Source organism: Mycobacterium sp. NAZ190054, from assembly GCF_001545925.1.
Classification (GTDB): Bacteria; Actinomycetota; Actinomycetes; order Mycobacteriales; family Mycobacteriaceae; genus Mycobacterium.
This window is the reverse complement of sequence record NZ_LMVQ01000224.1, coordinates 1-25,996: the sequence shown is the minus strand read 5'-3', so window position 1 is coordinate 25,996 and position 25,996 is coordinate 1. Positions and strand designations below refer to the sequence as shown.

Genomic DNA, 25,996 nt, shown 5'->3' with positions numbered 1-25,996 from the left:
AGGGCGGTCGCGTGCTGACCGCCGTTCTCGGAATCTTCATCGGCTTTCTCGTTGTCCTGGCGATCACCGCGCTGACCGGCTACTTCGTCGCGCAGGAATTCGCCTACATGGCCGTCGACAGGTCTCGGCTCAAGGCCCGCGCCGAGGCGGGTGACGGTGCCTCCGCCCGTGCGCTGACCGTCACCCGGCGCACGTCATTCATGTTGAGCGGTGCCCAGCTCGGCATCACCGTCACCGGTCTGCTGGTCGGCTATGTCGCCGAACCGCTGATCGGGCGCGGACTAGAGGTGCTGCTCGGCGGCGCAGGGCTCCCAACGGCGATCGCGGTGGCGGTCGGCGGCCTGTTCGCGATCGCGGTGTCGACCGTCGTGCAGATGCTGTTCGGCGAGTTGTTCCCGAAGAACCTCGCCATCGCCCGCCCGGAACCGCTGGCACGCCGGCTGGCGTTGTCGACCACGCTCTACCTGAAGCTCTTCGGCTGGCTCATCTGGCTGTTCGACCAGTCATCGAACCTGCTGCTGCGCGCATTACGCATCGAGCCGGTACACGACGTCGAACACTCCGCCACCCCGCGCGACCTCGAACACATCGTCGCCGCGTCCCGCGATGCCGGCGAGATCCCCGCGGAGCTGTCGGCGCTGCTCGACCGCATCCTCGACTTCCCCACCAGCACCGCCGAACACGCGATGATTCCGCGGTCCCGGGTGGACACCGTCGCGGCCGACGAGCCGGTGGCCACCGTGCTGCAACGGATGTCCACCGGTCACACCCGCTACCCCGTCACCGGGCCGCGCCCCGACGACGTGGTGGGTGTCGTCGAGCTCCATGACCTGCTGGGTTCGGCGCCGGTGGGCGGCACCGCCGGGATGCACTGCCGGCCGGCGGTCGCGGTACCCGAATCGCTGCCCCTGCCCAACGTGGTGCGCGAGTTGCAGCGGGCCGGCGGCGAGATGGCGATCGTCATCGACGAGTACGGCGGATTCGCCGGCATCGTCACGATCGAGGACCTGGCCGAGGAACTGGTCGGCGAGATCGACGACGAACACGACGTCGACGCCGGGGCCGATGTCGTCGCCGACGGTGACGGTTGGCTTCTCGCCGGTGATCTGCCGCTCGACGAGGCCGAGCGCACGCTGGGCCTGACATTGCCACCGGGAGACTACGAGACGGTCGCGGGCCTGGTCATCGCGCATGCGCTCGGACTGCCCGGGGTCGGCGACGAGATCGTGATCGCGCTGCCCGCGGATCCGGCCGATCTGCTGTCCGAGGGACCCCCGACGAGACGGTCCCTGACCGCCCAGATCCGTTCGATCGAGCGGCGCGTACCGGCGACCGTGTTCGTGACCGTCACCGAGGGGGCAGACGATGAGTAGCCCGTGGGTGGTCACCGCCGTCACCGTTGCGCTGATCGGTCTGAGCGCGTTCTTCGTCGCGGTGGAATTCGCGTTGATCGCCGCGCGACGCAACCGTCTGGAGGACGCGGCGGTCACCAGCGCCGCCGCCCGGGCCGCGCTGCGCAGCGCCGGCGAGCTCTCGCTGCTGCTGGCCGGGGCCCAACTGGGCATCACCGTGTGCACGCTGCTGCTCGGCGCGATCACCAAACCCGCTGTGCACCATGCCCTCACACCGTTCATCAGCGGTCTGGGCGCCCCGGGCTGGGTGGCCGACGCGGCAGGGTTCGTGCTCGCGTTGATCATCGTCACGTTCCTGCACCTGGTGATCGGCGAGATGGCGCCGAAGTCGTGGGCGATCGCGCACCCTGAACGGTCGGCCACCCTGCTCGCGCTGCCGATGCGCGGGTTCATGTTCCTGACCCGACCGCTGCTGCGCGCGCTCAACCACGCCGCGAACTGGTGTCTGCGCCGTGTCGGGGTGACCCCGGTGGACGAGCTCGCCGACACCCAGGATCCCGACGCGCTGCGCCAACTCGTCGAGCACTCGGCCACCGTGGGCACCCTCGACGAGCGCTATCACGCGAACCTGTCCAGCGCGCTGGAACTCGAATCGCTCACCGTCGGCCAGCTGGCGCGCCGCGATGAGGAGCACAGCGATGTGCCGGCCGACGCCACTGCCGCACAGATCCAGGAAACAGCCAGGGCGACAGGGCATCTGCGGCTACTCGTACGTGACGTCGGACGGGACGGCGAGGTGGTCGGTGTCGTCCACGTCCGCGACAGCCTGTCGACCGGCGCGACCGCCCGGGAGCTGATGCGACCGGTTCTCTTCCTGCCCGAGACCACCCCGGTCTACGAAGCGTTGCGCCTCATGCGGGAGACACGCAACCACCTCGTCGTCGTCGACGGGCCGTCCGGGCGAGGGCTGCTCACGCTGACCGACCTGCTGTACCGGCTGCTTCCGTCCAAAGCCGCCTGACTCAGCGCAGCGCGGCGGGGACCGGGACGTCGTCCGGCAAGGACGGCACCCGGGTGGCGCGCACGTAGACGGTGTCGCCCTCCTTGAGTCCCAGCGCCTCGGCGTCCCCGCGGGTGATCTGCGCGGTGAACGGCGTGTGCGTCGCGGCGTTGGTGAGTTCGACGCGGACCTCGAAGCCCAGCACGACGATCCGGTCGATCGTCGCGCGTGTGACCCCGGTGGACTGTACGGAGTCGTCGGACGTGGCGATCTCCATCTCGGGGTTGCGGCCCACCCGGATGTCGTGCGGGCGCACCAGCACCCCGTTGAGCGACGACACCGCGCCGAGGAAGGACATCACGAACGCGTTGGCGGGCGTGTCGTACACCTCGGTCGGCGTGCCGACCTGCTCGATACGACCCTTGTTGAGCACCGCGATCCGGTCGGCCACGTCGAGCGCCTCCTGCTGGTCGTGGGTCACCAGCACGGTGGTCACGTGCACCTCGTCGTGCAGGCGGCGCAGCCACGCCCGGAGGTCCTCGCGAACCTTGGCGTCCAGCGCGCCGAACGGCTCGTCGAGCAGCAGCACCTCGGGATCCACCGCGAGTGCCCGGGCCAGCGCCATGCGCTGACGCTGACCGCCGGAGAGCTGGTTGGGGTAGCGGCTCTGGAAGCCCGCCAGGCCCACCACCTCGAGCAGGTCGTCGACCTTCTTCGCGATCTCGGCCTTCGGCTTCTTGCGGATTTTCAGCCCGAACGCGACGTTGTCCCGCACGGTCAGGTGCTTGAACGCGGCGTAGTGCTGGAAGACGAAGCCGATTCCCCGCTTCTGCGGCGGGACGCGCGTCACGTCACGGCCGTTGATGGTGATCGTCCCGGTGTCGGGCTCGTCGAGGCCGGCGATGGCCCGCAGCAGCGTCGACTTCCCGGATCCGCTGGGGCCCAGCAGCGCGGTCAGCGAACCCGCGGGCACCTCGAAATCGATGTTGTCGAGCGCGGCGAAGTCGCCGTACCGCTTGTTGGCGCCGGTGACGGTGATCGCGTAGGTCATGCTGTCAGCTCCTATGGGCCTATTTTGCGGCGCGGGTGCGGCGGGCGTCGAGGACCACCTGGGCGACGAGGACCAGGACGGCCACGGTCATCAACAGCGTCGAGATGGCGTAGGCGCCGTGTTCGGCGCCCCGGGTGTACCGGTCGTGGACCAGCAGGGTCAGCGTCTGTGACGAGCCGGGCAGGTTGGCCGCCACCATCAGCACCGCACCGAACTCGCCGAGGGTGCGCGCGACCGTCAACACGATGCCGTAGGTCAACCCCCACCGGATCGACGGCAGCGTGATCCGCCAGAACGTCTGCCACCACTGCGCGCCGAGCGTGGCCGAGGCCTCTTCCTGGTCGGTGCCCAGTTCGTGCAGCACCGGTTCCACCTCGCGGATCACGAACGGCACCGTGACGAAGATGCTGGCCAGCACGATCCCGGGGAAGCCGAAGATGATCTTGAGCCCGAGGTCGTTCTCGATGAAGCCGAACAGCCCCGCCGACCCCCACAGCAGGATCAGCGCGACGCCGACGACGACGGGTGACACCGCGAACGGCAGGTCGATGACGGCCTGCAGAACGCTCTTGCCGCGGAACCTGTTGCGCGCCAGCACCAACGCCGTCGGGACGCCGAACAGCACATTGAGCGGCACCACGATCGCGACGACCAGCAGTGACAGGTTCAGGGCCGAGATCGCCGCCGGGGTGCCGACCGAGGCGAAGAACTCGCCGATCCCGGGCGAGAAGGTGCGCCACAGGATCAGCCCGACCGGCACCACCACCAGCACCGCGACGTAGAGGAGTGCGATCCAGCGCAGCAGGTGCCGAACCACCGGCGAGAGCGTCACGGGGCCAGCTCCTCCCGCTTGGCGGCCTTCGCGCCGATGGCCCGCAGCACGAACAGGATCACGAACGAGATCGCGAGCAACACGATCGAGATCGCGGCCGCGCCGACCCTGTCGTCGTTCTCGATCAGCGTGCGGATCCACTGCGAGGACACCTCGGTCTCGCCCGGCACGGCGCCGCCGATCAGCACCACCGAGCCGAACTCACCGATGGCGCGGGAGAACGCCAGCCCGGCGCCGGAGAGCAACGAGGGCAGCAGCGCGGGCAGGATCACCTTGGTCAGGATCGTGAAGTTGTTGGCGCCCAACGACGCCGCCGCCTCCTCGACCTCCCGGTCGAGTTCGAGGAGCACCGGCTGGACCGAACGCACCACGAACGGCAGCGTCACGAACAGCAGCGCGACACCGACGCCCCACTTCGTGTGCTGCAGGTGGATGCCGATCGGGCTGGCGGGACCGTACAGGGCGAGCATGACCAGGCTGGCGACGATGGTCGGCAGCGCGAACGGCAGGTCGATCACCGCGTCGACCAGACGCTTGCCGGGGAAGTTGTCGCGGCTCAGCACCCAGGCCACGATCAGGCCGAAGAAGGCGTTGATGACGGTGACACCGATCGAGATGGTGAGTGTCACCCGCAGCGACGCCAGCGCGGCCGGCGAGCTGACCGCCGACCAGAACGCCCCGAACCCGCCCTCGGCGGACTGCCACAGGATCGCGGCCAGCGGCAGCAGCACGATCAGGGACAGCCACATCGTGGCCGTCCCGACCCGCAGCGACGTCGAACCGTGTCCGCGGTTCAGAAGCCGTGACGGCCGACCCGAGTCACCGTCGCCGGTGAGCTCGGGCCGGATCGCCTCAGGGTTCGGATCGACCACCCCGGAGGATGACGTCATCCGGTGGCCTGTTTGTAGATCTTGGTGATGGTCCCGTTGTCCTTGTCGAACAGCTCGGCGTCGACCTTCGACCACCCGCCCAGGTCGTCGATGGTCCACAGCTTCTCCGGGGCCGGGAACTTCTCGGCGTACTCGGCGAGCACTGCCGGGTCCACCGGGCGGAAGTTCGCCTCGGCCCACAGCTTCTGACCCTCGGGGGTGAACTGGAAGTTGACGAAGGCCTGCGCCTCCTCCAGGTGCCGGCTGGTGTTGACGACCGCGGTCGGGTTCTCGATTTTGAAGGTCTCGGCCGGGTTGACGTACTCGAGCTCGAAATTCAGCGCCTCGTTCTCGTAGGCCAGCAGCACGTCGCCGCTGCCCTGCCGGAACACGTCGGTGGCCTCCCGGCCCGAGCCGGGACGCAGTTTGACGTGTTCGGTGACCAGCTTGTCGACGAAGTCGATACCGGCCTGCGGGTCCTGGCCGCCCCTGCTGGCATAGGCGTACGGCGCCAGCAGGTTCCACTTGGCCGCACCGGAGCTCAGCGGGCTCGGCGTGATCACCTCGACCCCCGGCTGCAGCAGGTCGTCCCAGGTGCGGATGTTCTTCGGGTTGCCGGGACGCACTGCGAAGCTGACCACCGAACCGAACGCGATGCCCTTGTTCGGGCCGGCGTTCCAGCCCTCGTCGACTTTGCCCGCCTTGACGAGCCGGGTGATGTCGGGTTCGACGGAGAAGTTCACGATGTCGGCGGGCTTACCGGCCTCGACCGCGCGGGACTGGTCGCCGGAGGCGCCGTAGGAGCCGGTGACCGCGACGCCTTTGCCCTCCTCGGTCCCCGCGAACGCGGGCGCCACCTTCGACCAGCCCGGCTCGGGAACCGCGAAGGCCACCAGGGTCAGTGTGGTGTCGGCGTCGGCCTCGCCCCCGCCTTCCCCGCCCGCCACGTCGCTGGCGCCGCCGGCACAGGCCGCGAGCACCGTCGCCGACACCGCCAGCGCGGCCGCGGTGCGCCAGCGCCTCGTCGATTTCGGGATGTTGTACATGGAGGACCTTCCGGAGTCGGATTTCGGGTAGGGACGACCGTTCCGGGAAGGCAGGTTCAGCGCTGAAGCAGATACGCCACAGCCGTCACCGACACCGAGCCGTGAACGGGCAGGGAGTCAGCGACAACAACAGACATCGGCAACGGCGCTCAAACCCACGGCAATGAGGGCCACGATGTGGCCGCTCTTGTTGCCGGACGCCGGTTGCATGGCGCGAAGCGTAGCAGAGTCTCCGGAATTGGGCTGTGCGGGTTTGCTTCCGCGCGTCAGCGCGTCACGAACCACATGACGATGACGAGCACGATCAACGCCACCAGCACGAGAGTCACCCGCGAACGCGGCATGCCACTCATCGATCGCCACCCTCTCCGTCGTCGTCGGCGTGTCTGATCCGGCGCAGGGTCCGGACCCCCCTGATACCGCTGCCCAGCAGACCGTCGAGGGTCACCGCGGCCACGTACGCCAACGCCAGCACCACCGGCATCACCACCACGGTCTGCGCGACGAACGGCAGCCCCGACAGCCACAGCTCCACTCCGTCCCACCAGTTGAGGAAGCTGTCCACCCGGCCAGACTATGCGTCCCGTCGGCCCGCCAGGCAGCGGGTGTTCGAGTAGACGCCGGGGCGCCCGGCAGTCGATGATGAGCAAATGGTGCTGCCGAAGTCCGAGACCTCTGACGGATTGTCCTCCAACGGCGATTCCGGAGCATTCGCGCTGGCCACTCCGACGGCGTATCCGCACCAGGGGCCGCTGCGCAATCCGTTTCCGCCGATCGCGGACTACGCGTTCCTGTCCGACTGTGAGACGCAGTGCCTGATCTCGTCGGCGGGTTCGGTGGAGTGGCTGTGCGTGCCGCGGCCCGACTCCCCCAGCGTGTTCGGCGCGATCCTGGACCGCGGCGCCGGGCATTTCCGGCTCGGTCCGTACGGCGTCTCGGTGCCGGCCGCGCGGCGCTACCTGCCCGGCAGCCTGATCCTGGAGACGACGTGGCAGACCCACACCGGTTGGGTGATCGTGCGCGACGCGCTGGTGATGGGCCCGTGGCACGACCTGGAGACCAGGTCGCGGACACATCGCCGCACCCCGATGGACTGGGATGCCGAGCACATCCTGCTGCGTACCGTGCGGTGCGTCAGCGGCACCGTCGAGCTCGTGATGAGCTGTGAGCCGTCGTTCGACTACCACCGCACCAGCGCGCACTGGGAGTACTCGGCGCAGGCGTACGGCGAGGCCATCGCGCGCGCCACCAAGAACCCGGACTCGCATCCGACGTTGCGGCTCACCACGAACCTGCGCATCGGTCTGGAGGGCCGCGAGGCCAGGGCGCGGACCCGGCTCAAGGAGGGCGACAACGTGTTCGTCGCGCTCAGCTGGTCCAAGCATCCGGCGCCGCAGAACTACGACGAGGCCGCCGAGAAGATGTGGAAGACCAGTGAATGCTGGCGGCAGTGGATCAACGTCGGCGACTTCCCCGACCACCCGTGGCGGTCCTACCTGCAGCGCAGCGCGCTGACACTGAAGGGGCTGACCTACTCCCCGACCGGCGCGCTGCTGGCCGCGCCCACCACGTCGCTGCCGGAAACCCCGCAGGGAGAACGCAATTGGGATTACCGCTATGCGTGGGTGCGTGATTCGACGTTCGCGCTGTGGGGCCTGTACACACTGGGGCTGGACCGGGAGGCCGACGACTTCTTCGCGTTCATCGCCGACGTGTCGGGCGCCAACAACGGCGAGCGGCACCCGCTGCAGGTGATGTACGGCGTCGGCGGGGAGCGCAGCCTGGTCGAGGAGGAGCTCAACCACCTGTCGGGGTACGACTACGCGCGCCCGGTGCGCATCGGCAACGGGGCCTACAACCAGATGCAGCACGACATCTGGGGCACCATGCTCGATTCGGTGTATCTGCACACCAAGTCCCGCGAGCAGATCCCCGAGACGCTGTGGCCGGTGCTCAAGGAGCAGGTCGAGGAGGCCATCAAGCACTGGCGGCTGCCCGACCGGGGCATCTGGGAGGTCCGCGGCGAACCGCAGCACTTCACCTCCTCCAAGATCATGTGCTGGGTGGCGCTGGACCGGGGCGCCAAGCTCGCCGAACTGGAAGGCGAGAAGTCCTACGCCCAGCAGTGGCGCGCCATCGCCGAGGAGATCAAGGCCGACATCCTCGAACACGGCGTGGACGAGCGCGGCGTGCTGACCCAGCGCTACGGGCATCCGGCGCTGGACGCGTCGCTGCTGCTGGCGGTGCTGACCCGGTTCCTGCCGCCGGACGATCCGCGGATCCGCGCCACGGTGCTGGCCATCGCCGACGAGCTGACCGAGGAAGGCCTGGTGCTGCGCTACCGCGTGGAGGAGACCGACGACGGGCTCTCCGGTGAGGAGGGCACCTTCACGATCTGCTCGTTCTGGCTGGTATCAGCGCTGGTGGAGATCGGCGAGATCCACCGGGCCCGGCATCTGTGCGAGCGGTTGCTGTCGTTCGCCAGCCCGTTGCATCTCTACGCCGAGGAGATCGAACCGAGCACCGGACGGCACCTGGGCAACTTCCCGCAGGCGTTCACCCACCTGGCGTTGATCAATGCGGTCGTCCACGTGATCCGCGCCGAGGAGGAGGCCGACAGCTCCGGGGTGTTCCAGCCGGCCAACGCCCCCGTGTAACGAGCGGGGCTGAACCCGTCGGTCAGAAGATCGCCCGCAATCCCACCACGCCGACGGCGCCGAGGATCGCCGCGGCGGGCAGCGTGATCACCCAGGCCAACGCGATGGGTTTCATCAGGCCCCAGTTGGTGGCCCGGTTGACGATGCCGACCCCCAGCACGGCGCCGATCAGGATATGGGTGCTGGACACCGGGAGACCCAGCACGCTGGCGCCCATCACGACCGCGGCCGCAGACAGCTCGGCGGAGAAGCCGGATGCGGGGTGCATCTCGGTGAGGTTCTTGCCCACCGTCGCGATCACCCTTCGCCCGATGAACCACAGGCCGGCCACCAACGCGACGCCGAAGGCCAGCATCGCCGCCGGCGGCACCGCGGCCTCGCTCTCGATCCCGCCGGTGCGCAGCACGTCCAAAATCGCCGCGAACGGGCCGATGGCGTTGGCGATGTCGTTGCTGCCGTGGCTGAACGCGAAACCCGATGCGGTGAACACCTGCATCCAGCTGAACATCAGGAATGTCGACCGCGGCAGCGACTCACCCTTGAGGGTTTTGGCGAAGATGAACGTCGCCATCCACACCGCGGCACCGACCATGCCCATGATGAAGTAGTTGTTCATGGTGGTCAGCCCGAGGTGCATGTTCTTCAGACCTTTGAACAGCAGCATCGCGGAGATGACCATCGCGCCGAACGCGGCCAGCAGCGGCACCCAGGTCTGCAGCGCCTTGAACGCATCGATCGAGCGTGCCTTCGCGTCGATCTCGTGCAACTCCCGGTAGTAGTCGCTTTCCAGTTCGTCAGGGTCGACGTCACCCCGGTTGGCCGCGGCGGCGTCGCGGGCAAGCGCGCCGGTGTAGGCGATCTGCTGGATCTCGCCGAGCCGCTCGAACGCCTCCTTGTGCTTGATGCGGTGCGCGATGCGTTCGACCCGGATGGCGCGCAGGTGCTGATCCGCCTCATCGTTGTAGGCCAGGATGTGACGTTTGATCGTGCCGAACAGCAGGTACGCGACCACGCCGCCGAGCAGCGGCGACAGCACCCACGAGACGGCGATCTGGCCGATCTGGTCCCACTGCACCATGTCCAGCGCCGAATCGCCCTGCCCGGTGACGAAACCCAGCATCAGAGCAGCGCCGACGATTCCGCCGATGATCGAGTGTGTGGTGGAGACCGGATAGCCCATCCGGGTGGCGAACAGCAGCCAGAACGCCGCGGCGAACAGCGCTGCCATCATGAAACACGAAGTCCAGCGGCGCAATCTGCACGATCGACAGGTCCACGATGCCGCTGCGAATCGTGTCGGTGACCTCGCCGCCGGCGATCACCGCGCCGCTGACCTCGAAGACCGCGGCCACCAGCAGTGCCTGCTTCATGGTCAGCGTGCCGGCGCCCACGCTGGTGCCGAATGAGTTGGCGACGTCGTTGCCCCCGATATTGAAGGCCATGAACATGCCCAACACGGTGGCGGCGATCAAGATCGACTTGCTGGCGGAGCTGTCCACGTAGCCGAACGACCACGAGGCGAAGGCGCCGAACGCGACGACGAGCATCAGCCCGAATGTCAGGTGCCAGTTGCGGTCGTCACGCAGGAATTCGCTCTGCGCAGGTGCTGGGGAGGTTGACGTCGGTGCGGTCACCCGCGGAAAGGTATTCCGGTCCGATGATCAACGAGATCCCGCCCGGTGAATCGGCAGTGAACAACCGCTACTTTGCTGCATTCTCGACCATCGCGGTCGCGATCTCAGCCGCTTCGTCGGTGATGCTGTAGCCGCACGCCCAGACCTCGACGCTCAGGTTGGACACCACCGACAGCGCGTGCTGGCAGGCCCAGCCGTCGGCGCCCTCCTGGGTGGTGATCTGGGTGATCAGGGCCTCGCCGACCCGGACGTCATCGAGCTGCCACAGGTAGTCGCCTTCCCCGACGGTGATCGCGGCGTTCGCGCAGTCCTGCCACATCGCCGACGAATCGTCGAAGAACCGCCGCGCATTCTCCTCCGCGGGGTACAGCACCGCCGTCTGCTCGACCCAGTGGTCGTTGTCGTCGTCGGGTTCGCGCACCACCTGGTCGCGCATCGCCGTCCAGCCGGTATCCGCGTACACCGGCGCCTCGGCGCCGTACACCGCACCCAGGCAGTCCGGATCGGAGACCTCCGCGGAGTGATCGGTCATCTCGTCGAGTTCGCTGGTGACCTTCATCCTCGTGGACCCGACGATGTCGTTGAGTTCGCCGACGGTCAGCAGCACCATGTCGAGCTTGGCTTCGTCGAGCGGCGGAACATTCAGCGGCACCGAGCCCCGGCTGCGTACCGCGGTTCCGTCGACGGTGCTCACACAACCCACCATCAGCAGCGAACCGGTGATGACGGCACCGGCGGCGCAGGCGCCCGGGACCGCGCCGAGGAATCTCACCCGGCTATTGTCGGCCATCGCCTACCCCCGATGACGGCAGTCGGCGTTTCAGCGCACCGCGGCGATCTTGTCGAGGATCACGTCGGCGACGGCGACGGCCTGTTGCGCGTCCGCCGGGTCGCGCGGGTCGACGACTTCCACTTCCACGATGCAGTCGCCGGCCAGCCCGACCGCGCGCATCCCCGTCGGCGACCCGGTACCGCCCGACGCGTGCAGCACGTTCGCCGAGACCACCCGGTCGCCGAACGAGACCCCGGTGACCCGGCTCATCTCCCCCGCGCCGGGCGCCGCCGCCTGCATCGCGACCGTCTGGCCGTTGCAGCGTCGCCACTGATCGGTCAGCGAGGCGAAGAACTCCTGTGCCGCAGCATGATCCGCCATCTGCACGACGCCGAAGAACCCGGACACCGGCGGACCGTCGAACCCGCCGCCGGCCCACGTGTTGCTGGCCACCGACTGCACCGGGCTGGTGTCGTAGACGATGTCCTGCATTCGGTAGGCCGCGCTCACGCATTCGGCCGGTGTCACCTGCGCGTCGGCCACGCTGCGCAACAACACGTCGGCGTCGCCTTCGACGGGCCGGCCCAGCAGGCCGTTGGGGCCGGTGGCCAGGATCGTGGACAGCTCGTGCGCGGTGGGCAGGAAGGGCCCGAGCGGGACGGCGGTCGAGGGCCGTGCGGCCTCGGCGATCCGCACCACCGGGCGGTCGTCGACCGGAGCGCCTGCACAACCCGACAGCGCGACACAGGCACACGCCACGCCCACCGCTGCCGCGGCCCGCTTCGACATACCTCTTTCGATAGCACGCCCGGCGCCGGTGCGCGACCGCTTCCGGTGATCAGCGCCGCTACCCCGGCGTTGGACGCGCACTCGCCACAGGTCAGCCCGGGGCCTCGGCACGCCGGTCCGGTGGCCGTCGCTATCCTGCCCGACGTGTGCGTTTCGACGGCGGTGGGGCAAGAGGTGGAGCGCGACAGCGAGGCCGCGGCGGTGCGCAGGCTGTGGTCGGAGCTGGGGCTGCCCGGGGTCATCGACGTCCACACCCACTTCATGCCGAAGCGGGTCATGGACAAGGTGTGGGACTACTTCGATGCGGCCGGGCCGCTGATCGGCCGCACCTGGCCGATCACCTACCGCATGGACGAGGCGCGCCGCGTGGACACACTGCGCAGGTTCGGTCTTGTGCGCTTCACGTCACTGGTCTACGCGCACAAGCCGGACATGGCGGCGTGGCTGAACCAGTGGGCGCTGGAGTTCGCGCGCACGACACCGGGCTGCCTCACCACCGCGACCTTCTACCCCGAACCCGGCGTGACCGACTACGTCGAGCGGGCGATCACCCAGGGTGCGCGCATCTTCAAGGTTCACGTCCAGGTCGGCGCGTTCGCACCCGACGATCCGCAACTCGACGACGTCTGGGGTCTGGTCGAGGACACTGCCGTCCCGGTCGTGATCCATTGCGGGTCCGGTCCGGCCCCCGGCGAGTTCACCGGGCCGGAGCCGATCCGCCGGCTGCTGCGGCGTCACCCGGGACTGCGGTTGATCATCGCGCACATGGGCATGCCGGAGTACGGCGAATTCCTCGACATCGCAGAGGAATTCGCCGAGGTGAGGCTGGACACGACGATGGCGTTCACCGGGTTCGTCGAAGAGACCATGCCGTTTCCGCCCGATCTGTATCCGCGGCTGGCCCGGCTCGGTGAGCGCATCCTGTTCGGCAGCGACTTCCCGAACATCCCGTACCCCTACGCCGATGCGATGCGGGTGCTGACCCGGCTCCCCGGGGTCGACGACGACTGGTTACGCGATGTCTTCTATCGCAATGCGGCGCAACTGTTCTCGGTGTGATCGAGCGCTGATGAGCCGGCCCGCCGCGACCGTGCCGGCTACTTCTTCGGCTTGTCCGCGGTGGACTCGGTGGACAGCGCCGCGACGAACGCCTCCTGCGGGACGTCGACCCGGCCGATCGTCTTCATCCGCTTCTTGCCTTCCTTCTGCTTCTCCAGCAGCTTGCGCTTACGGGTGATGTCTCCGCCGTAGCACTTGGACAGCACGTCCTTGCGGATGGCCCGGATGTTCTCGCGGGCGATGATCTTCGAACCGATCGCGGCCTGCACCGGCACCTCGAACTGCTGGCGCGGGATGAGCTCCTTGAGCTTGGTGGTCATCTTGTTGCCGTACGCCGAGGCGCCGTCCTTGTGGACGATCGCGCTGAACGCGTCGACCGCCTCACCCTGCAGCAGGATGTCGACCTTGACCAGGTCGGCCTCCTGCTCGCCGGCCTCCTCGTAGTCCAGGCTGGCGTAGCCGCGGGTGCGGGACTTCAGCGAGTCGAAGAAGTCGAAGATGATCTCGCCCAGCGGCATCGTGTAGCGCAACTCGACGCGTTCAGGCGACAGATAGTCCATGCCGCCGAGCTCACCGCGCCGCGACTGGCACAACTCCATGATGGTGCCGATGAACTCGCTGGGCGCGATCACCGTGGTTTTCACGACGGGCTCGAACACCGACCGGACCTTGCCCTCCGGCCAGTCCGACGGGTTCGTCACCGTCAGCTCGGTCCCGTCGTCCTTGATCAGCCGGTAGACGACGTTCGGCGCGGTCGAGATGAGGTCGAGATTGAACTCGCGTTCCAGGCGTTCCCGGGTGATCTCCATGTGCAGCAGGCCCAGGAACCCGCACCGGAACCCGAAGCCCAACGCCACCGAGGTTTCCGGCTCGTACGTCAGCGCGGCGTCGTTGAGTTGCAGCTTGTCCAGCGCCTCGCGCAGCACCGGGTAGTCCGAGCCGTCAACCGGGTAGAGGCCCGAGTAGACCATCGGCTTGGGCTCGCGGTAGCCGGTCAGCGCCTCCTTGGCGCCGTGGCGGGCGGTCGTCACCGTGTCGCCGACCTTGGACTGGCGCACGTCCTTCACCCCGGTGATGAGGTAACCGACCTCGCCGACACCGAGCCCGTCGGACGCCTTGGGCTCGGGTGAGACGATGCCGACCTCGAGGAGTTCGTGGGTGGCGCCGGTCGACATCATCGCGATGCGCTCGCGGGGGGTGATCTTGCCGTCCACCACCCGCACGTAGGTCACGACACCGCGGTAGATGTCGTACACCGAGTCGAAGATCATCGCGCGGGCAGGCGCGTCCGGGTCGCCCTGCGGCGGCGGGATCTCCCGCACCACGTGGTCGAGCAGGTCGCCCACGCCGGCCCCGGTCTTGCCCGACACCCGCAGCACGTCTTCGGGCTCGCAGCCGATGATGTGGGCGATCTCGGCGGCGTACCGGTCCGGGTCGGCGGCAGGGAGATCGATCTTGTTCAGCACCGGGATGATCGTCAGGTCGCGGTCCAGCGCCAGATACAGGTTGGCCAACGTCTGGGCCTCGATGCCCTGGGCGGCGTCGACCAGCAGCACGGCGCCCTCGCAGGCCTCCAGCGCGCGGGACACCTCGTAGGTGAAGTCGACGTGGCCGGGCGTGTCGATCAGGTGCAGCACGAACTGCTCGTCGTCGACCACCCACGGCAGCCGCACGTTCTGCGCCTTGATCGTGATGCCGCGCTCACGCTCGATGTCCATCCGGTCCAGGTACTGCGCCCGCATCGAGCGCTCGTCGACCACGCCGGTGAGCTGCAGCATCCGGTCGGCCAGGGTGGACTTGCCGTGGTCGATGTGGGCGATGATGCAGAAGTTCCGAATCTGCGCCGGCGCGGTGAAGGTCTTGTCGGCGAAACTGCTAATTGGATTTCTCCTGGTGAGCGGGGTGTGGCAGCCGAAACCGGCCCGTCCAGAGTATCGAGAGCACCGCCCCGCGACACAATCGAGCCACCTGTGCACCGCCTATGCTTGGCGGGTATGGCGTCCTCGTCGTCGTATCTGAAGGCGTTTCAACGCCTCCTGGTGAAAGGCACCGAGAACCTCGTGTTCAACGAGGCCCCGAAATTCGTCCGCCAGCTGCAGAAATCGGAAACGCTGCAACGCGGCATCCAGCAGGGCATCCGCATCGGTCTGGACGTGCTGTCCGGACCGCCCGAGTCGGCCGCGACCGCTTTGCCCGCCGGCCGGCCGGTGACGAGCCGGTTCGCCCCCACCGCACATCGCGCTCGCCGGGTGTCCTACGCGCCCGACCTCGACGGGCGCGCCGACCCCGGCGAGATCGTGTGGACGTGGGTGGTGTTCGAGGACGACCCGACCCGGGGTAAGGACCGTCCCGTGCTCGTCGTCGGACGGGACGGGAACGTCCTGCTCGGATTGATGCTGTCCAGCCAGGACCATCACCACGACGACCCGAACTGGGTCGGCATCGGCACCGGCACCTGGGATTACGAAGGCCGGGCCAGCTGGGTGCGGCTCGACCGGGTCCTCGACGTGCCCGAGGAGGGCATCAGACGCGAAGGCGCGATCCTGGCCCGCGAGGTGTTCGACGTGGTGGCGGCGCGGCTGCGGGCCGACTACTCGTGGAGCTGATCAGGCCGGGCTCCGCCACATCTGCCACATCGTCGGCCCGCCCCGCGGGACCGTCAGCTCGAACCGGAACGGATCGTGGTGGTGGTAGCGCCCCAAGCGGATGGAGGCGATGGGGTACCTGTCGTGTCCACCGCTACCTGTTCGTCGTTCCACGATCTGCTGACAGGCTCGCAATCCTCGCGACGGGCAAACCCGTGGACGCCTTGGCTCACATCCTGCTCGCCGCCGCCTTCGAGACCGCACTGTTCGTCGCCAACGCCACCGACCAGATCGCGGCTCGTGACCAGGGTGTCGAGGCGCTGACGGCGCTGCTGGACGGACTGCGCGTCAAGTAGAAACCGCCAGGGAGAAAACAATGCGGGTTCAGCGATCAGTCGCCCAGTTCAACCGCCGATTCACCAACCGCTTGGCAGTGCGTGTCGTGGGGCGCATGCCGGTACTGGGAATACTCGAACACGTGGGGCACCGAACTGGAAATCGTTATCGCACACCACTGCTGGTGTTCGATACCGTCGACGGATACGCGCTGTTGATCGGTTATGGCCCTAGGACGCACTGGGTGCGCAACGTCCTAGCCCTCGGTTCGGCCAGCATCCAGAAGCACGGCCAGACCCACCTGGTCGGCAATCCGCGGGTGCTGAGCAAGGACGAAGCGGCTCGCACGGTCAAACCGCTGTCCCGGCCTCTCTACCACCTCTTCCCCTACGACGAGGCTGTGCTGGTTCTGACCAAGACTCGACAACCAGACCGCGAAGGTGAATAGCCAGGCACCGAGCGAGCGCAGACTCCGGCTGGCCGAAAGGTCAGGCTCGTCGAGCCGGGGGCACCCTTTCTCAGTCGCGAGCAGACGCCAAATTCGCATGGTTCGGCCGAAACGCCCGAGTTTGTGTCTGCTCGCGGAAGAAACTCAGGCCGGGCTCCGCCACATCTGCCACATCGTCGGCCCGCCCCGCGGGACCGTCAGCTCGCCCGTCACCTCGAACCCGAACCGAAGGTAGTACGGCACGTTGGACTCCTTGGTGGACTCCAGATACGCGGGCGCGCCCTCGGCGTCGCAGCGGTCCAGCCGGGACCGCATCAACGCGTGCCCGAGGCCGGCACCACGCAGGTCCGGATCGCTGCCGATGACCCCGAGATACCAGTGCGGCTCCTCGGGATGGTGCTGCTTCATCAGATCGGCGACACCCTGGCCGCGGCGCGTGTGGCGCCCCATCGCCAGCAGGAACGCCGGCATCATCCGGAGTTCCTCGCGGGGGGTCTGCTTCCACCGCCCGGGCGGGTCCCACAGCGCCGCGGCGCCCACCGTGCCGGTTCGCGCCGCCACCTCGACCGCGTCGCCGGCCAGGAAATGGTGCCGGGTCATCGCGCCGAAGACGCGGGGCAGCGCCTTGGCGCGTTTGGCGTCGTCGGGCACCATCCACATCATCACCGGGTCGTCGAAGAACGCGCGTCCCAGCACCCGGGCCAGCGCCTTCACGTCCGGCTTCGCCGCAGCGCGGACATCGATCCCGGCCACCCCGTCAGCCCTGCGTGATGTAGGCCTGAAGCTGCTCGTGCTCCCGCTCGAGCTCCTCCATCCGGGTCTTGACGACGTCGCCGATGCTGACGATCCCCGCCAGCCGGCCGTCCACCACGACGGGAACGTGCCGAACCCGGTTGTTGGTCATCAACGCGCTCAGGCTGTCCACCGAGTCCTCCGGCGTACACGTGGCCACCAACGTCGTCATGATCTCCGACACCGGCCGGCGCAACAGGTCAGCACCCACCTCGTGGAGCTTACGCACGACGTCCCGCTCGGACACGATGCCGAGGAGGCCGTCGGGCGAGACCACCACCATCGCGCCGATGTTGTGCACCGACAACTCGGTCAGCAGGCCCGCGACCGACGTCTCGGGCGTGATCGTGGCGACTGTCGCGCCCTTGCTGCGCAGCACGTCGGATATCCGCATCGACACTCCCTGGGTGACGTAGCTCACTTGAGGCTACTACCCAGCGCGTTCACAGTGGAACAGATCGGATACACATCCGGTTGGACGGTGAACCGGCCTGCGGCCCGACCGAAAGGATGACCATGACGGGTTCGACCACGCTCGGTGACCAGTTGACGGTCAGCGCAATGGGATTCGGCGGAATGGCGCTGACGCCGGTGTACGGCGCCGCCGTCGACGACGCGGAGTCGCTGGCCACGCTGCACCACGCGGTCGATGTGGGAGTCACCTTCATCGACACCGCGAACATCTACGGTTCCGGTGACAACGAACGGCTCATCGCGCGCCTGCTCGCCGACCGCCGCGACGAAGTGACGCTGGCGACCAAGTTCGGCATCCAGGGCAATCCCGCCGAGCGGGCCGGCGGCCAGGTGATCCCGCGCGGTGACGCCTCCTATGTGCGCCAGTGCATCGACGAGAGCCTGCAACGACTACAGACCGACGTCGTCGACCTGTACTACCTGCACCGGCGCGATCCCCAGGTGCCGATCGAGGAAACCGTCGGCGCGATGGCCGAACTGGTGACCGCGGGAAAGGTCCGCCATCTGGGCCTGTCGGAGGTCTCCGCCGCGGAGCTACGGGCGGCGAACGCCGTGCACCCGATCGCGGCGCTGCAGAGCGAATGGTCGATCTGGACCCGCGACATCGAAACCGTGATCGCCCCGGCGGCGGCCGAACTGGGTGTCGGGATCGTGCCGTTCTCCCCGCTGGGACGGGGTTTCCTCACGGGCAGCGTGCGGTCGGCCGCCGACATCACCGACAACGACTTCCGCAGACACATGCCGCGCTTCGCCGGCGCCGCGCTGGAGGCGAATCAGCGGGTGGTGGACGCGGTCGCGGCGGTGGCGGCCGACGTCGGTGCGACACCGGCGCAGGTCGCCCTCGCGTGGCTGCGCCACCGCGCCGACGACCTCGGTGTCGCGTCCGTTCCGATCCCGGGGACGCGGCGCGCCGCACGCATCGACGAGAACCTGGCGTCGCTGGCTGTCACGCTGACACCGGAACAGGTCCGCGTGCTGGGCGAGGCGGGCGACGCCGTGACGGGCACCCGGTACGCCGACATGTCCTCGGTGGGGTCGAGCCGCGAAGAAAACTGACGCGATCGGCGATTCCTGTACGCGCTCCACCCCTGCCGGCAGGTATACCTGGCGGCATGATCGAAGTCACCCTGCTCGGCACCGGAAGCCCGATCCCCGACGCCCGGCGCGCGGGCCCGTCGACGCTCGTGCGCGCCGGGGGGCAGACGTTCCTGGTCGACTGCGGCCGCGGGGTGCTCCAGCGGGCGGCCGCCATCGGGGTCGGCGCCAACACGATCACCGCGCTGCTGCTGACCCATCTGCACAGCGACCACATCGCCGACCTCGGCGACGTGCTGATCAGCCGGTGGGTGTCGAACTTCGCTCCCGACCTGCCGCCACTGCCGATCATCGGGCCACCCGGAACCGCCGAGGTCGTCGAGAACATGCTCAAGGCTTTCGGCTTCGACATCGGTTACCGCATCGCCCATCACGCCGATCTGACCGGGCCGCCCCAGGTCGAGATCGAGGAGGTGACCGAAGGTGTGGTGTGGGGTCGTGAGGAGGTCCAGATCCGTGTCGGCCCGACAGATCATCGCCCGGTGACACCGACCATCGGCTTCCGCATCGACCACCACGGCGCCTCGGTGGCGCTGGCCGGCGACACCGTGCCCTGCCCGGGCCTCGACGAACTGGCAGCCGGCGCAGGGGCGTTGGTGCACACCGTGATTCGGCCGGATCTCATCGACGCGCTGCCGATGCAGCGGATCCGGGACATCTGCGACTACCACTCGTCGGTGGAGCAGGCCGCCGAGACCGCCGCCCGCGCCGGGGTCGGCATCCTGATCCTGACCCACTACGTGCCTGCGCCGCAGCCCGGCCAGGAGGAGGACTGGCGCGCGCTGGCGGCGTCGAAGTTCGACCGGCAGATCGAGATCGGCGACGACCTGCACCGGGTGGAGGTCCACCCCGGCATGTGCGCTAAGCCAGCCGGGTGATCTCGACGATCACGTCCAGGTCGGTGGAACCCTCGCCCGAGTAGATGCCCTTGAGCGGGGAGACGTCCGCGTAGTCGCGTCCCACACCGACGCTGATGTACTGCTCGTTGATCTTCGCGTCGTTGGTGGGGTCGTAGTGCCACCACTCCCCCGTCCACGCCTGCACCCAGGCGTGGCTCTGCCCGTCGACGGTGTCACCGATCGTGGCGTCGGGCTTCGGATGCAGGTAACCAGACACGTAACGCGAGGGTATCCCCATGCCGCGCAACAACATCAACGTCAGGTGCGCGAAGTCCTGGCACACGCCCTTTCCTTCGCGCAGCGCTTCCAGACCCGATGTGTGCACACCGGTGGTGCCCGGAACGTATTTCAACTCGCCTTGCACCCAGCGGGCCGCTTCGATGACCGCCTCGGCCGGTTCGTGGTACTTGGCGATGCGCCGCCCGACCCGTTCGATGCGCTTGCTCGACGGCGCGTAGTGGGTCGGGGCGAGCACCTCGTAGTACTTGTCGAGCACCGGTTCGGTGGCCAGATCGGCCCACGTGACCTTGCTGTCGGGCTCCTCCGGGGTGTCCGTCTCGACCACCGAGGACGCGGTGACCTCCAGCTCGGTGTGCGGGGCGTGCAGATCGAAGGCGGTGACCGCGGTGCCCCAGTAGTCGACATAGCGGTAGGACCGCGTCGCGGGCACGGTCTCCACCCGGTTGAGGATCACGTTCTGCCGGGAATCCGAGCGCGGCGTCAGACGCGCCTCGTTGAACGACGCGGTGACCGGCGACTTGTAGGCATACCCCGTCGAATGCACCACGCGCATGCGCCACATCTCTAGATCTCTCCCTCTTCGATCACCAACGCATTGCGTCCGGCATCCGTCCACGCCACCCACGGAGCGGAGTGGAAGTACTGCAGCGCCAACGCTTCTCCGACGTCGAAACACGTCTTCTGCAGCTGGGCCAGCCGCTGTTCCAACGAGTCGAGCAGCTCCCCCGGCTTCAGGAACTCCAGTTCGCTGCGCGCCCTGCCGAGCAGCCGCTGCGCCTCGGCGGTGGCGCCCAGTCGGCTGTGCGGCCGGTTCATCAGCTCGTCGAGGCTGTGTTCGGCCAACCGCAGCGAGAAGAAGATCGACCGCGGGAAGAGCCGGTCGAGCAACATGAACTCGACCACCCGGCCGGCGTCGAGCACCCCGCGGTAGGTCCGCAGATAGGTGTCATGAGCCCCCGCCGACCGCAGCAGGGTGACCCATGCCGGCGACGACGCGCTGTCGCCGACCCGGGACAGCAGCAGACGCACGGTCATGTCCACCCGCTCCAACGCCCGACCGAGCAACATGAACCGGTACCCGTCGTCGCGGCTGAGCGTGGAGTCGGCCAGCCCGGCGAACATCGCCGCGCGGCCCTCGACGTAGGACAGGAACTCGTGCGGGCCGAGACGTTTGGCGGCGCGTTCCCGTTCAGCGAGCGCGTTGTAGGTGGTGTTCAGACATTCCCAGATCTCTGTGGACGTCACTTCCCTTGCGCCCCGGGCATTCTCGCGCGCGGCCGAGATCGCCTCCACGATCGAGCAGGCACCGTCGGTCGCCCGGCTGAACGCGACGATGTCGGTCAGCGACCACACGTCGAGCGCCTTGTCGGGCGGCTCGATGCCCAGCACCCGCAGCAGGGTGCGGGACGCCTGATCGGGGTCCACGCTGGAGTCCTCCAGCAGCTGGTGCACCGTCACGTCGAGGATCCGGGCGGTGTCGTCGGCGCGCTCCACATAGCGTCCGATCCAGTACAGCGATTCCGCGTTCCGCGCCAACATGAAAGCCGCTCCCTACTGCTGCTGCTGTTGCTGGTCCTGGGTGCTGTCGACCTTGCCGTTCTTGCCGCCCTTGCCCGTGGCGGCCTTCGGCAGCGAGCGCACCACCTCGGCGGCGGCGAGTTCGCGGTCGGCGCCGGAGGTCCGCGACGCCAGCACCCAGGTGTCCTTCGACCCGCCGCCCTGGCTGGAGTTGACCACCAGTGAGCCCTCGGGCAGCGCGACGCGGGTGAGGCCGCCCGGCAGCACCCACACCTCGTCGCCGTCGTTGACGGCGAAGGGACGCAGATCGACGTGGCGGGGCGCCAGCGTGTCGCCGATCTGGGTGGGCACGGTGGACAGCTGCATGACGGGTTGGGCGATCCAGCCGCGCGGGTCGGCGATGATTTTCTTGGTGATCGTGGCCAGCTCCTTCTCGGAGGCGTCGGGCCCGAACACGATGCCGTAGCCGCCGGACCCCTCGACCGGTTTGATCACCAGTTCGTCGATGCGGTCGAGGACCTCCTCGCGTTCGTCGTCGAGCCAGCAGCGGAAGGTGTCGACGTTGGCCAACAGCGGCTTCTCGCCCAGGTAGTACTCGATGATGGTCGGGACGTAGGTGTAGACCAGTTTGTCGTCGCCGACCCCGTTGCCGACCGCGCTGGAGATCACCACGTTGCCCGCCCGGGCCGCGTTGAGGATCCCGGCCACGCCCAGCACCGAATCCGGCTTGAACTGCATCGGGTCGAGGTAGTCGTCGTCGATGCGCCGGTAGATCACGTCGACCTGGCGTTCGCCGTGGGTGGTGCGCATGTAGACGGCGTTGTCGCGGCAGAACAGGTCCCGGCCCTCGACCAGCTCGACGCCCATCTGCCTGGCCAGCAGCGAGTGTTCGAAGTACGCGGAGTTGTAGACGCCGGGGGTCAGCACGACGACCGTCGGGTCGGCCACGTTGTTGGCCGCGGCGTTGCGCAGCGCGCGCAACAGGTGCGACGAGTAGTCGCCGACCGCGCGCACCCGGTGGGTGGCGAACAGGTTCGGGAACACCCGCGCCATCGTGCGGCGGTTCTCCATGACGTAGGAGACCCCCGACGGTGAACGCAGGTTGTCCTCCAATACCCGGAAGTTGCCCTGATCGTCGCGGATCAGGTCGATGCCGGCGACGTGGATGCGCACCCCGTTGGGCGGGACGATGCCGACGGCCTCGCGGTGGAAGTGTTCGCACGAGGTCACCAGCCGTCGCGGGATGACGCCGTCGCGCAGGATCTCCTGCTCGCCGTAGATGTCGTCGAGGTACATCTCCAACGCCTGCACCCGCTGCCGGATGCCGCGCTCGAGTCGCGTCCATTCGGCGGCGGAGATCACCCTGGGCACCAGGTCCAGCGGGAACGGCCGCTCCTGACCGGACAGCGAGAACGTGATGCCCTGGTCGATGAACGCACGCCCCAGCGCCTCGGAGCGGGCCTCCAGGTCGGCGACGTCGGACGGGGCGAGCTCCTTGTGGATGCCCTTGTAGGGCCCGCGGACATTGCCCTGCGCGTCGAACATCTCGTCGAAGGCCTTGGCGTAGGAACCCAGCTTGTTGTAGCCGCCGAAGATGCCGTCGTGCCGCTTCGCCGGTTTCGCGGCGGTACGGGTGGTTCGTCCCGTTTCGGTCGCCAAGATGTCCCCTACTTCTTTCCCGGAAGCACGTAGCGCGCGCATGTGACTGCCATGCTGCAGCATCACGGCCGTTTCGGCAGGCCAGCGGACCTCGCTTTGGGACATTTGCCCGCTCGCTGCTACCCTGAACAGTCGCTGCCCCCGGGTGGGCGCCCACAGACTCAGGTAACCCCCGTCGAGATTTAGAAGGAATACACGCGTGGCCAACATCAAGTCGCAGGAGAAGCGGAACCGCACCAACGAGCGCCGCAGACTGCGCAACAAGTCGGTGAAGTCGTCGCTTCACACGGCGGTCCGCGGTTTCCGTGCGGCTGTCGAGGCCGGCGACAAGGACAAGGCCGGCGAGCTGCTGGTCGCCACCAGCCGCAAGCTGGACAAGGCCGCCAGCAAGGGCGTGATCCACAAGAACCAGGCCGCCAACCGCAAGTCGGCGCTGGCCCGGGCGCTCAACAAGATCTGAGCGCCGGGTCTCGGCTTCTCAGTCGCTGACCAGCTCCGCGACCCGGCGGACCGCGTTCTCCAACGCGTAGTCCGCGTCGGCGGCAGCACCCTTGACGTCGGCGTTCAGCGCGGCCACCAGCCGTACCGCCTGCGCCACCGAATCCCGCGACCAGCGTCGCGCCTGCTTCTGCGCTTTCTGCACCCGCCACGGCGGCATCCCCAGCTCGCCGGCCACCTGGAAGTGGTTGCCCGACATCGGGCCCACCCGCGCGATCGTGTGGACCGCCTCGGCCAGCGCGTCGGCCAGCACCACATGCGGTTCGCCGGCCATCATCGCCCAGCGCAGCGCCTCCGCGGCGCCCGCCACATCGCCGGTGACGGCCTTGTCGGCGATGTCGAAGCCCTTCACCTCCGCCCGGCCGGAGTGATACCTGCGGACCGCGACCGCATCCACCGCGCCGCCGGTGTCGGCGACCAGTTGCGAGCACGCCGCCGCCAGTTCCCGGATGTCGGAACCGACCGCGTCCAGCACGGCGGTGACCGTCGCGTCGTCGACCTTGACGCGCAGCGCGCGGAACTCCCTGCGGACGAAGTCGGCGCGCTCGGAGGGCTTGGTGATCCGCGCGCACGGATGCACCTCGGCACCCAGCTTCTTCAGCTGGTCGGCCAGCGCCTTGGCCCGGCCCCCGCCGGAGTGCACGACCACCAGCAGCATGCCGCCGGGCAGGTCGGCGGCCGCGTCCTGGATCAGCTTCACCGCGTCCTTGCCGGCTTCGGCGGCCGACTCCAGCACGACGACGCGCTCATCGGCGAACAATGACGGGCTGAGCAGCTCGGCGAGCTCATTGACACTGACCTCACCGGCACGCAGCCGGTCCACCGGGACGTCCGCGGTGCCGGCCGCGGCGCGGGCCGCGCGCAGCACCTCGCCGACGGCACGCTCGACCAGAAGTTCCTCGTCACCCAGAACCAGGTGCAGGCCCGTCATCTGACTCACCGCACGATGGTGCCACGTCGGGCCGACACCGCCCAATGCCACACCACCGCAACGACGACAGCGGCCGCGGCGACGCACAGCACGCCGGCGCCGCCGGACGGCACGGGCACCGCGGCCGCGGGCAGTTGCGCGGCCCGCCGTGCCACCTCCAGCAACCACCACACCTCCGGGCCCGTGAAGCGGATCAACAGCTCCGCCCCCGCCGGCCACAGCGCGCTCAACGCCGCCGCGGCCGAACCCAGCACGGTGATCGGCGGAATCACCGGCGCCACCAGCAGATTCGCCACCACCGCGACAAGACTCACCGACCCCGACACGCCGGCCACCAGCGGCGCGGTGACCAATTGCGCGGCGACGGCCACACTCACCGCGTCGGCGAGTGGACGTGGCCAGCCTCGCCCGGTCAGCCGCTTCGACCACGCCGGCGCGAGCACGATGAGTGCCGCGGTGGCCGAAACCGACAGCGCGAACCCCACATCCACGGCCAGCCTGGGCACGCCGACCATCAGCGCGATCACCGTGGCCGCCAGCGCGGGCAGGGCCTGCCGGCGCCGGTGGGCGAGCACCGCGAGCAGCGTGACGGCGCCCATCAGGGCGGCCCGCAACACACTCGGTGACGGCTGCACGACCACCACGAAGGCGACCAGTGTGAGCGCGGCCAGCGCGACCGCGGCCCGCGGTCCGATCAGCACCGCCGACAGCAGCACCGCGCCGCACACGATCGTCACGTTCGCGCCCGACACCGCCGTCAGGTGGGTCAGCCCGGAGGCGCGGAACTCGGCCGCGGTCCCGGCCGGCACCGTCGACGTGTCACCGAGCACCAGCGCGGGCAGCATCGCGGCCTGCTCCGGCGGCAGCGCCAGGCGCGCGGTGTCGGCGAATCCGGCGCGCAGGCGATGGGCCCACCGGTGGACGGGCGCCGCCTCACCGCGGGCCGGTTCGCCGTGCGCCGACAGCACGGCGACGGTCAGGTCACGGCGTTTCGGCCGGCTGACCCGGGCCCGGAACCGGGCGGGCTGCCCGGCCGTGAGCCCGGCGTACCCGGTGCCGGCGAACACCACGACATCGCCCGAGGACGGGACACCGTCGAGTTCGACCAGCGCGCCGCGGATCATCGTGCGGCCTCCGTCCAGGACCCGCGGCGTCTCCGACGGGGTCACGGCCACCGTGACGTCGGCGCCGAGGTAGCCGGTGACGGGATGGCCCGCCGCACTGTCGACTCGAACCGTCACCGCGACCGCGAATCCACCGGCCACCAGCGCCACCGCGGCCACCCCGGACGCGACGGCCTTCCGGTCGCCGCCCGCGCCGCGAGTGCCCCACCACCCGGTGGCCGCCGTCACCGCCACCGTCGATCTCCGAGAGCCCGGCCAGCGCCGCGGCCACCAGTTCCCGCTCGTGCTCCTCGACGGCGGACATTCCCAGCGCGTCCAGATACCGCGCCGCCGCGG

At 68.7% G+C, this 25,996-nt stretch carries 25 protein-coding genes and 3 pseudogenes; 10 read left to right on the top strand and 18 right to left on the bottom strand.

What is annotated here, in order from left to right; translation table 11 throughout:
* Positions 1–11 precede the first annotated feature (11 nt).
* Together ASJ79_RS16600 and ASJ79_RS16595 are read left to right on the top strand one after the other, a co-directional pair.
* A complete protein-coding gene (locus ASJ79_RS16600; protein WP_067957203.1) occupies positions 12–1,373 on the top strand; it encodes a hemolysin family protein in 1,362 nt (453 codons plus the stop codon).
* Entirely contained in the window at positions 1,366–2,373 is a 1,008-nt protein-coding gene (locus ASJ79_RS16595) for a hemolysin family protein (RefSeq protein ID WP_067957200.1), read from the top strand. Before ASJ79_RS16600 ends, ASJ79_RS16595 begins: the two co-directional genes overlap by 8 nt.
* Position 2,374: 1 nt before the next feature.
* Here the strand turns inward: ASJ79_RS16595 and ASJ79_RS16590 are convergent, their stop codons facing one another.
* The 6 genes from ASJ79_RS16590 to ASJ79_RS16570 all read right to left on the bottom strand — a co-directional run bounded on the left by ASJ79_RS16590 (position 2,375) and on the right by ASJ79_RS16570 (position 6,715).
* The gene (locus ASJ79_RS16590) at positions 2,375–3,403 is read right to left on the bottom strand and encodes a sulfate/molybdate ABC transporter ATP-binding protein (RefSeq protein ID WP_067957197.1); all 1,029 of its coding nucleotides are present in this window, start codon (positions 3,401–3,403) and stop codon (positions 2,375–2,377) included.
* 19 nt (positions 3,404–3,422) lie between these two features.
* Complete coding sequence (gene cysW / locus ASJ79_RS16585; protein ID WP_067957195.1) at positions 3,423–4,235, bottom strand: sulfate ABC transporter permease subunit CysW; 813 nt, start codon at positions 4,233–4,235, stop codon at positions 3,423–3,425.
* Positions 4,232–5,125, bottom strand: a complete 894-nt coding sequence (gene cysT, locus ASJ79_RS16580; protein ID WP_082753873.1) for a sulfate ABC transporter permease subunit CysT — start codon at positions 5,123–5,125, stop codon at positions 4,232–4,234. The genes cysW and cysT overlap by 4 nt, the downstream gene beginning before the upstream one ends.
* Positions 5,122–6,150: a sulfate ABC transporter substrate-binding protein gene (locus tag ASJ79_RS16575; RefSeq protein ID WP_067957192.1), complete on the bottom strand. Its 1,029-nt coding sequence runs from the start codon at positions 6,148–6,150 to the stop codon at positions 5,122–5,124. The genes cysT and ASJ79_RS16575 overlap by 4 nt, the downstream gene beginning before the upstream one ends.
* 117 nt (positions 6,151–6,267) lie before the next feature.
* Positions 6,268–6,360, bottom strand: coding sequence for an Ms4533A family Cys-rich leader peptide (locus ASJ79_RS35085; protein WP_369803693.1), 93 nt, complete (start codon positions 6,358–6,360; stop codon positions 6,268–6,270).
* Between the two features lie 139 nt (positions 6,361–6,499).
* A complete protein-coding gene (locus tag ASJ79_RS16570; protein ID WP_067957189.1) occupies positions 6,500–6,715 on the bottom strand; it encodes a hypothetical protein in 216 nt (71 codons plus the stop codon).
* An 85-nt stretch (positions 6,716–6,800) separates the two neighbouring features.
* Between ASJ79_RS16570 and ASJ79_RS16565 the strand changes: the two genes are divergently transcribed.
* Complete coding sequence (locus ASJ79_RS16565) at positions 6,801–8,807, top strand: glycoside hydrolase family 15 protein (protein ID WP_067957184.1); 2,007 nt, start codon at positions 6,801–6,803, stop codon at positions 8,805–8,807.
* A gap of 22 nt (positions 8,808–8,829) precedes the next feature.
* Here the strand turns inward: ASJ79_RS16565 and ASJ79_RS16560 are convergent.
* From ASJ79_RS16560 to ASJ79_RS16550, 3 genes and pseudogenes are all read right to left on the bottom strand, one after another.
* Positions 8,830–10,441, bottom strand: a pseudogene (locus tag ASJ79_RS16560) (inorganic phosphate transporter).
* Positions 10,442–10,508: 67 nt separating this feature from the next.
* The gene (locus ASJ79_RS16555) at positions 10,509–11,231 is read right to left on the bottom strand and encodes a sensor domain-containing protein (RefSeq protein WP_082753872.1); all 723 of its coding nucleotides are present in this window, start codon (positions 11,229–11,231) and stop codon (positions 10,509–10,511) included.
* A 30-nt stretch (positions 11,232–11,261) separates the two neighbouring features.
* Positions 11,262–12,002, bottom strand: a complete 741-nt coding sequence (locus ASJ79_RS16550; RefSeq protein ID WP_067957182.1) for a sensor domain-containing protein — start codon at positions 12,000–12,002, stop codon at positions 11,262–11,264.
* Positions 12,003–12,176: 174 nt separating this feature from the next.
* Here ASJ79_RS16550 and ASJ79_RS16545 point away from each other — a divergent pair, with 174 nt between their 5' ends.
* Positions 12,177–13,061: an amidohydrolase family protein gene (locus ASJ79_RS16545; protein ID WP_067957179.1), complete on the top strand. Its 885-nt coding sequence runs from the start codon at positions 12,177–12,179 to the stop codon at positions 13,059–13,061.
* Between the two features lie 38 nt (positions 13,062–13,099).
* On the opposite strand, the gene lepA is transcribed toward ASJ79_RS16545, so the two are convergent.
* Complete coding sequence (gene lepA, locus ASJ79_RS16540) at positions 13,100–14,941, bottom strand: translation elongation factor 4 (protein WP_156448486.1); 1,842 nt, start codon at positions 14,939–14,941, stop codon at positions 13,100–13,102.
* Between the two features lie 114 nt (positions 14,942–15,055).
* Between lepA and ASJ79_RS16535 the strand changes: the two genes are divergently transcribed.
* The 3 genes from ASJ79_RS16535 (at position 15,056) to ASJ79_RS16530 (ending at position 16,430) form a co-directional block, all read left to right on the top strand.
* A complete protein-coding gene (locus ASJ79_RS16535) occupies positions 15,056–15,667 on the top strand; it encodes a type II toxin-antitoxin system PemK/MazF family toxin (RefSeq protein WP_067957172.1) in 612 nt (203 codons plus the stop codon).
* A gap of 194 nt (positions 15,668–15,861) precedes the next feature.
* A complete protein-coding gene (locus ASJ79_RS31100) occupies positions 15,862–16,002 on the top strand; it encodes a hypothetical protein (protein WP_197420246.1) in 141 nt (46 codons plus the stop codon).
* Between the two features lie 20 nt (positions 16,003–16,022).
* Positions 16,023–16,430, top strand: a complete 408-nt coding sequence (locus tag ASJ79_RS16530) for a nitroreductase family deazaflavin-dependent oxidoreductase (RefSeq protein WP_067957169.1) — start codon at positions 16,023–16,025, stop codon at positions 16,428–16,430.
* 144 nt (positions 16,431–16,574) lie between these two features.
* On the opposite strand, the gene ASJ79_RS16525 is transcribed toward ASJ79_RS16530, so the two are convergent.
* Positions 16,575–17,183 (bottom strand): GNAT family N-acetyltransferase, encoded by a 609-nt coding sequence (locus ASJ79_RS16525; protein WP_067957166.1) that lies wholly within the window; start codon positions 17,181–17,183, stop codon positions 16,575–16,577.
* A gap of 4 nt (positions 17,184–17,187) precedes the next feature.
* The gene (locus tag ASJ79_RS16520) at positions 17,188–17,616 is read right to left on the bottom strand and encodes a CBS domain-containing protein (RefSeq protein WP_067957223.1); all 429 of its coding nucleotides are present in this window, start codon (positions 17,614–17,616) and stop codon (positions 17,188–17,190) included.
* A gap of 116 nt (positions 17,617–17,732) precedes the next feature.
* Here ASJ79_RS16520 and ASJ79_RS16515 point away from each other — a divergent pair, with 116 nt between their 5' ends.
* Entirely contained in the window at positions 17,733–18,752 is a 1,020-nt protein-coding gene (locus ASJ79_RS16515) for an aldo/keto reductase (protein ID WP_067957163.1), read from the top strand.
* Positions 18,753–18,808: 56 nt separating this feature from the next.
* The gene (locus ASJ79_RS16510; protein ID WP_067957160.1) at positions 18,809–19,669 is read left to right on the top strand and encodes a ribonuclease Z; all 861 of its coding nucleotides are present in this window, start codon (positions 18,809–18,811) and stop codon (positions 19,667–19,669) included.
* Here the strand turns inward: ASJ79_RS16510 and ASJ79_RS16505 are convergent.
* Genes ASJ79_RS16505 through ASJ79_RS16495 form a run of 3 tightly spaced genes read right to left on the bottom strand, consistent with a single transcriptional unit; the run spans position 19,653 to position 22,993 of the window.
* Complete coding sequence (locus tag ASJ79_RS16505; protein ID WP_067957157.1) at positions 19,653–20,492, bottom strand: transglutaminase family protein; 840 nt, start codon at positions 20,490–20,492, stop codon at positions 19,653–19,655. The two genes, ASJ79_RS16510 and ASJ79_RS16505, sit on opposite strands and share 17 nt — an antisense overlap.
* A 2-nt stretch (positions 20,493–20,494) precedes the next feature.
* The gene (locus tag ASJ79_RS16500; RefSeq protein WP_067957154.1) at positions 20,495–21,469 is read right to left on the bottom strand and encodes an alpha-E domain-containing protein; all 975 of its coding nucleotides are present in this window, start codon (positions 21,467–21,469) and stop codon (positions 20,495–20,497) included.
* Positions 21,470–21,481: 12 nt separating this feature from the next.
* A complete protein-coding gene (locus tag ASJ79_RS16495; RefSeq protein ID WP_369803691.1) occupies positions 21,482–22,993 on the bottom strand; it encodes a circularly permuted type 2 ATP-grasp protein in 1,512 nt (503 codons plus the stop codon).
* Between the two features lie 313 nt (positions 22,994–23,306).
* Here ASJ79_RS16495 and rpsT point away from each other — a divergent pair, with 313 nt between their 5' ends.
* The gene (rpsT, locus tag ASJ79_RS16490) at positions 23,307–23,567 is read left to right on the top strand and encodes a 30S ribosomal protein S20 (protein WP_067957148.1); all 261 of its coding nucleotides are present in this window, start codon (positions 23,307–23,309) and stop codon (positions 23,565–23,567) included.
* Positions 23,568–23,585: 18 nt separating this feature from the next.
* Here the strand turns inward: rpsT and holA are convergent, their stop codons facing one another.
* From holA to ASJ79_RS34000, 3 genes and pseudogenes are all read right to left on the bottom strand, one after another.
* A complete protein-coding gene (gene holA, locus ASJ79_RS16485; RefSeq protein ID WP_156448485.1) occupies positions 23,586–24,536 on the bottom strand; it encodes a DNA polymerase III subunit delta in 951 nt (316 codons plus the stop codon).
* A 5-nt stretch (positions 24,537–24,541) separates the two neighbouring features.
* Positions 24,542–25,900, bottom strand: a pseudogene (locus tag ASJ79_RS16480) (ComEC/Rec2 family competence protein); the annotation flags it as partial.
* Positions 25,893–25,996 (bottom strand): annotated as a pseudogene (locus ASJ79_RS34000) (hypothetical protein); the annotation flags it as partial. The pseudogenes ASJ79_RS16480 and ASJ79_RS34000, both read right to left, overlap by 8 nt.

Bases quoted from the DNA above. Each gene is read 5' to 3' on its own strand.
- ASJ79_RS16595 (WP_067957200.1), top strand. From the start codon at position 1,366: ATGAGTAGCCCGTGGGTGGTCACCGCCGTCACCGTTGCGCTGATCGGT.
- ASJ79_RS16590 (WP_067957197.1), bottom strand. From the start codon at position 3,403: ATGACCTACGCGATCACCGTCACCGGCGCCAACAAGCGGTACGGCGAC.
- cysT (WP_082753873.1), bottom strand. From the start codon at position 5,125: ATGACGTCATCCTCCGGGGTGGTCGATCCGAACCCTGAGGCGATCCGG.
- ASJ79_RS16575 (WP_067957192.1), bottom strand. From the start codon at position 6,150: ATGTACAACATCCCGAAATCGACGAGGCGCTGGCGCACCGCGGCCGCG.
- ASJ79_RS35085 (WP_369803693.1), bottom strand. From the start codon at position 6,360: ATGCAACCGGCGTCCGGCAACAAGAGCGGCCACATCGTGGCCCTCATT.
- ASJ79_RS16565 (WP_067957184.1), top strand. From the start codon at position 6,801: ATGGTGCTGCCGAAGTCCGAGACCTCTGACGGATTGTCCTCCAACGGC.
- ASJ79_RS16555 (WP_082753872.1), bottom strand. From the start codon at position 11,231: ATGGCCGACAATAGCCGGGTGAGATTCCTCGGCGCGGTCCCGGGCGCC.
- ASJ79_RS16550 (WP_067957182.1), bottom strand. From the start codon at position 12,002: ATGTCGAAGCGGGCCGCGGCAGCGGTGGGCGTGGCGTGTGCCTGTGTC.
- ASJ79_RS16535 (WP_067957172.1), top strand. From the start codon at position 15,056: ATGGCGTCCTCGTCGTCGTATCTGAAGGCGTTTCAACGCCTCCTGGTG.
- ASJ79_RS16530 (WP_067957169.1), top strand. From the start codon at position 16,023: ATGCGGGTTCAGCGATCAGTCGCCCAGTTCAACCGCCGATTCACCAAC.
- ASJ79_RS16520 (WP_067957223.1), bottom strand. From the start codon at position 17,616: ATGCGGATATCCGACGTGCTGCGCAGCAAGGGCGCGACAGTCGCCACG.
- ASJ79_RS16515 (WP_067957163.1), top strand. From the start codon at position 17,733: ATGACCATGACGGGTTCGACCACGCTCGGTGACCAGTTGACGGTCAGC.
- ASJ79_RS16510 (WP_067957160.1), top strand. From the start codon at position 18,809: ATGATCGAAGTCACCCTGCTCGGCACCGGAAGCCCGATCCCCGACGCC.
- ASJ79_RS16505 (WP_067957157.1), bottom strand. From the start codon at position 20,492: ATGTGGCGCATGCGCGTGGTGCATTCGACGGGGTATGCCTACAAGTCG.
- ASJ79_RS16500 (WP_067957154.1), bottom strand. From the start codon at position 21,469: ATGTTGGCGCGGAACGCGGAATCGCTGTACTGGATCGGACGCTATGTG.
- ASJ79_RS16495 (WP_369803691.1), bottom strand. From the start codon at position 22,993: ATGTTCGACGCGCAGGGCAATGTCCGCGGGCCCTACAAGGGCATCCAC.
- holA (WP_156448485.1), bottom strand. From the start codon at position 24,536: ATGACGGGCCTGCACCTGGTTCTGGGTGACGAGGAACTTCTGGTCGAG.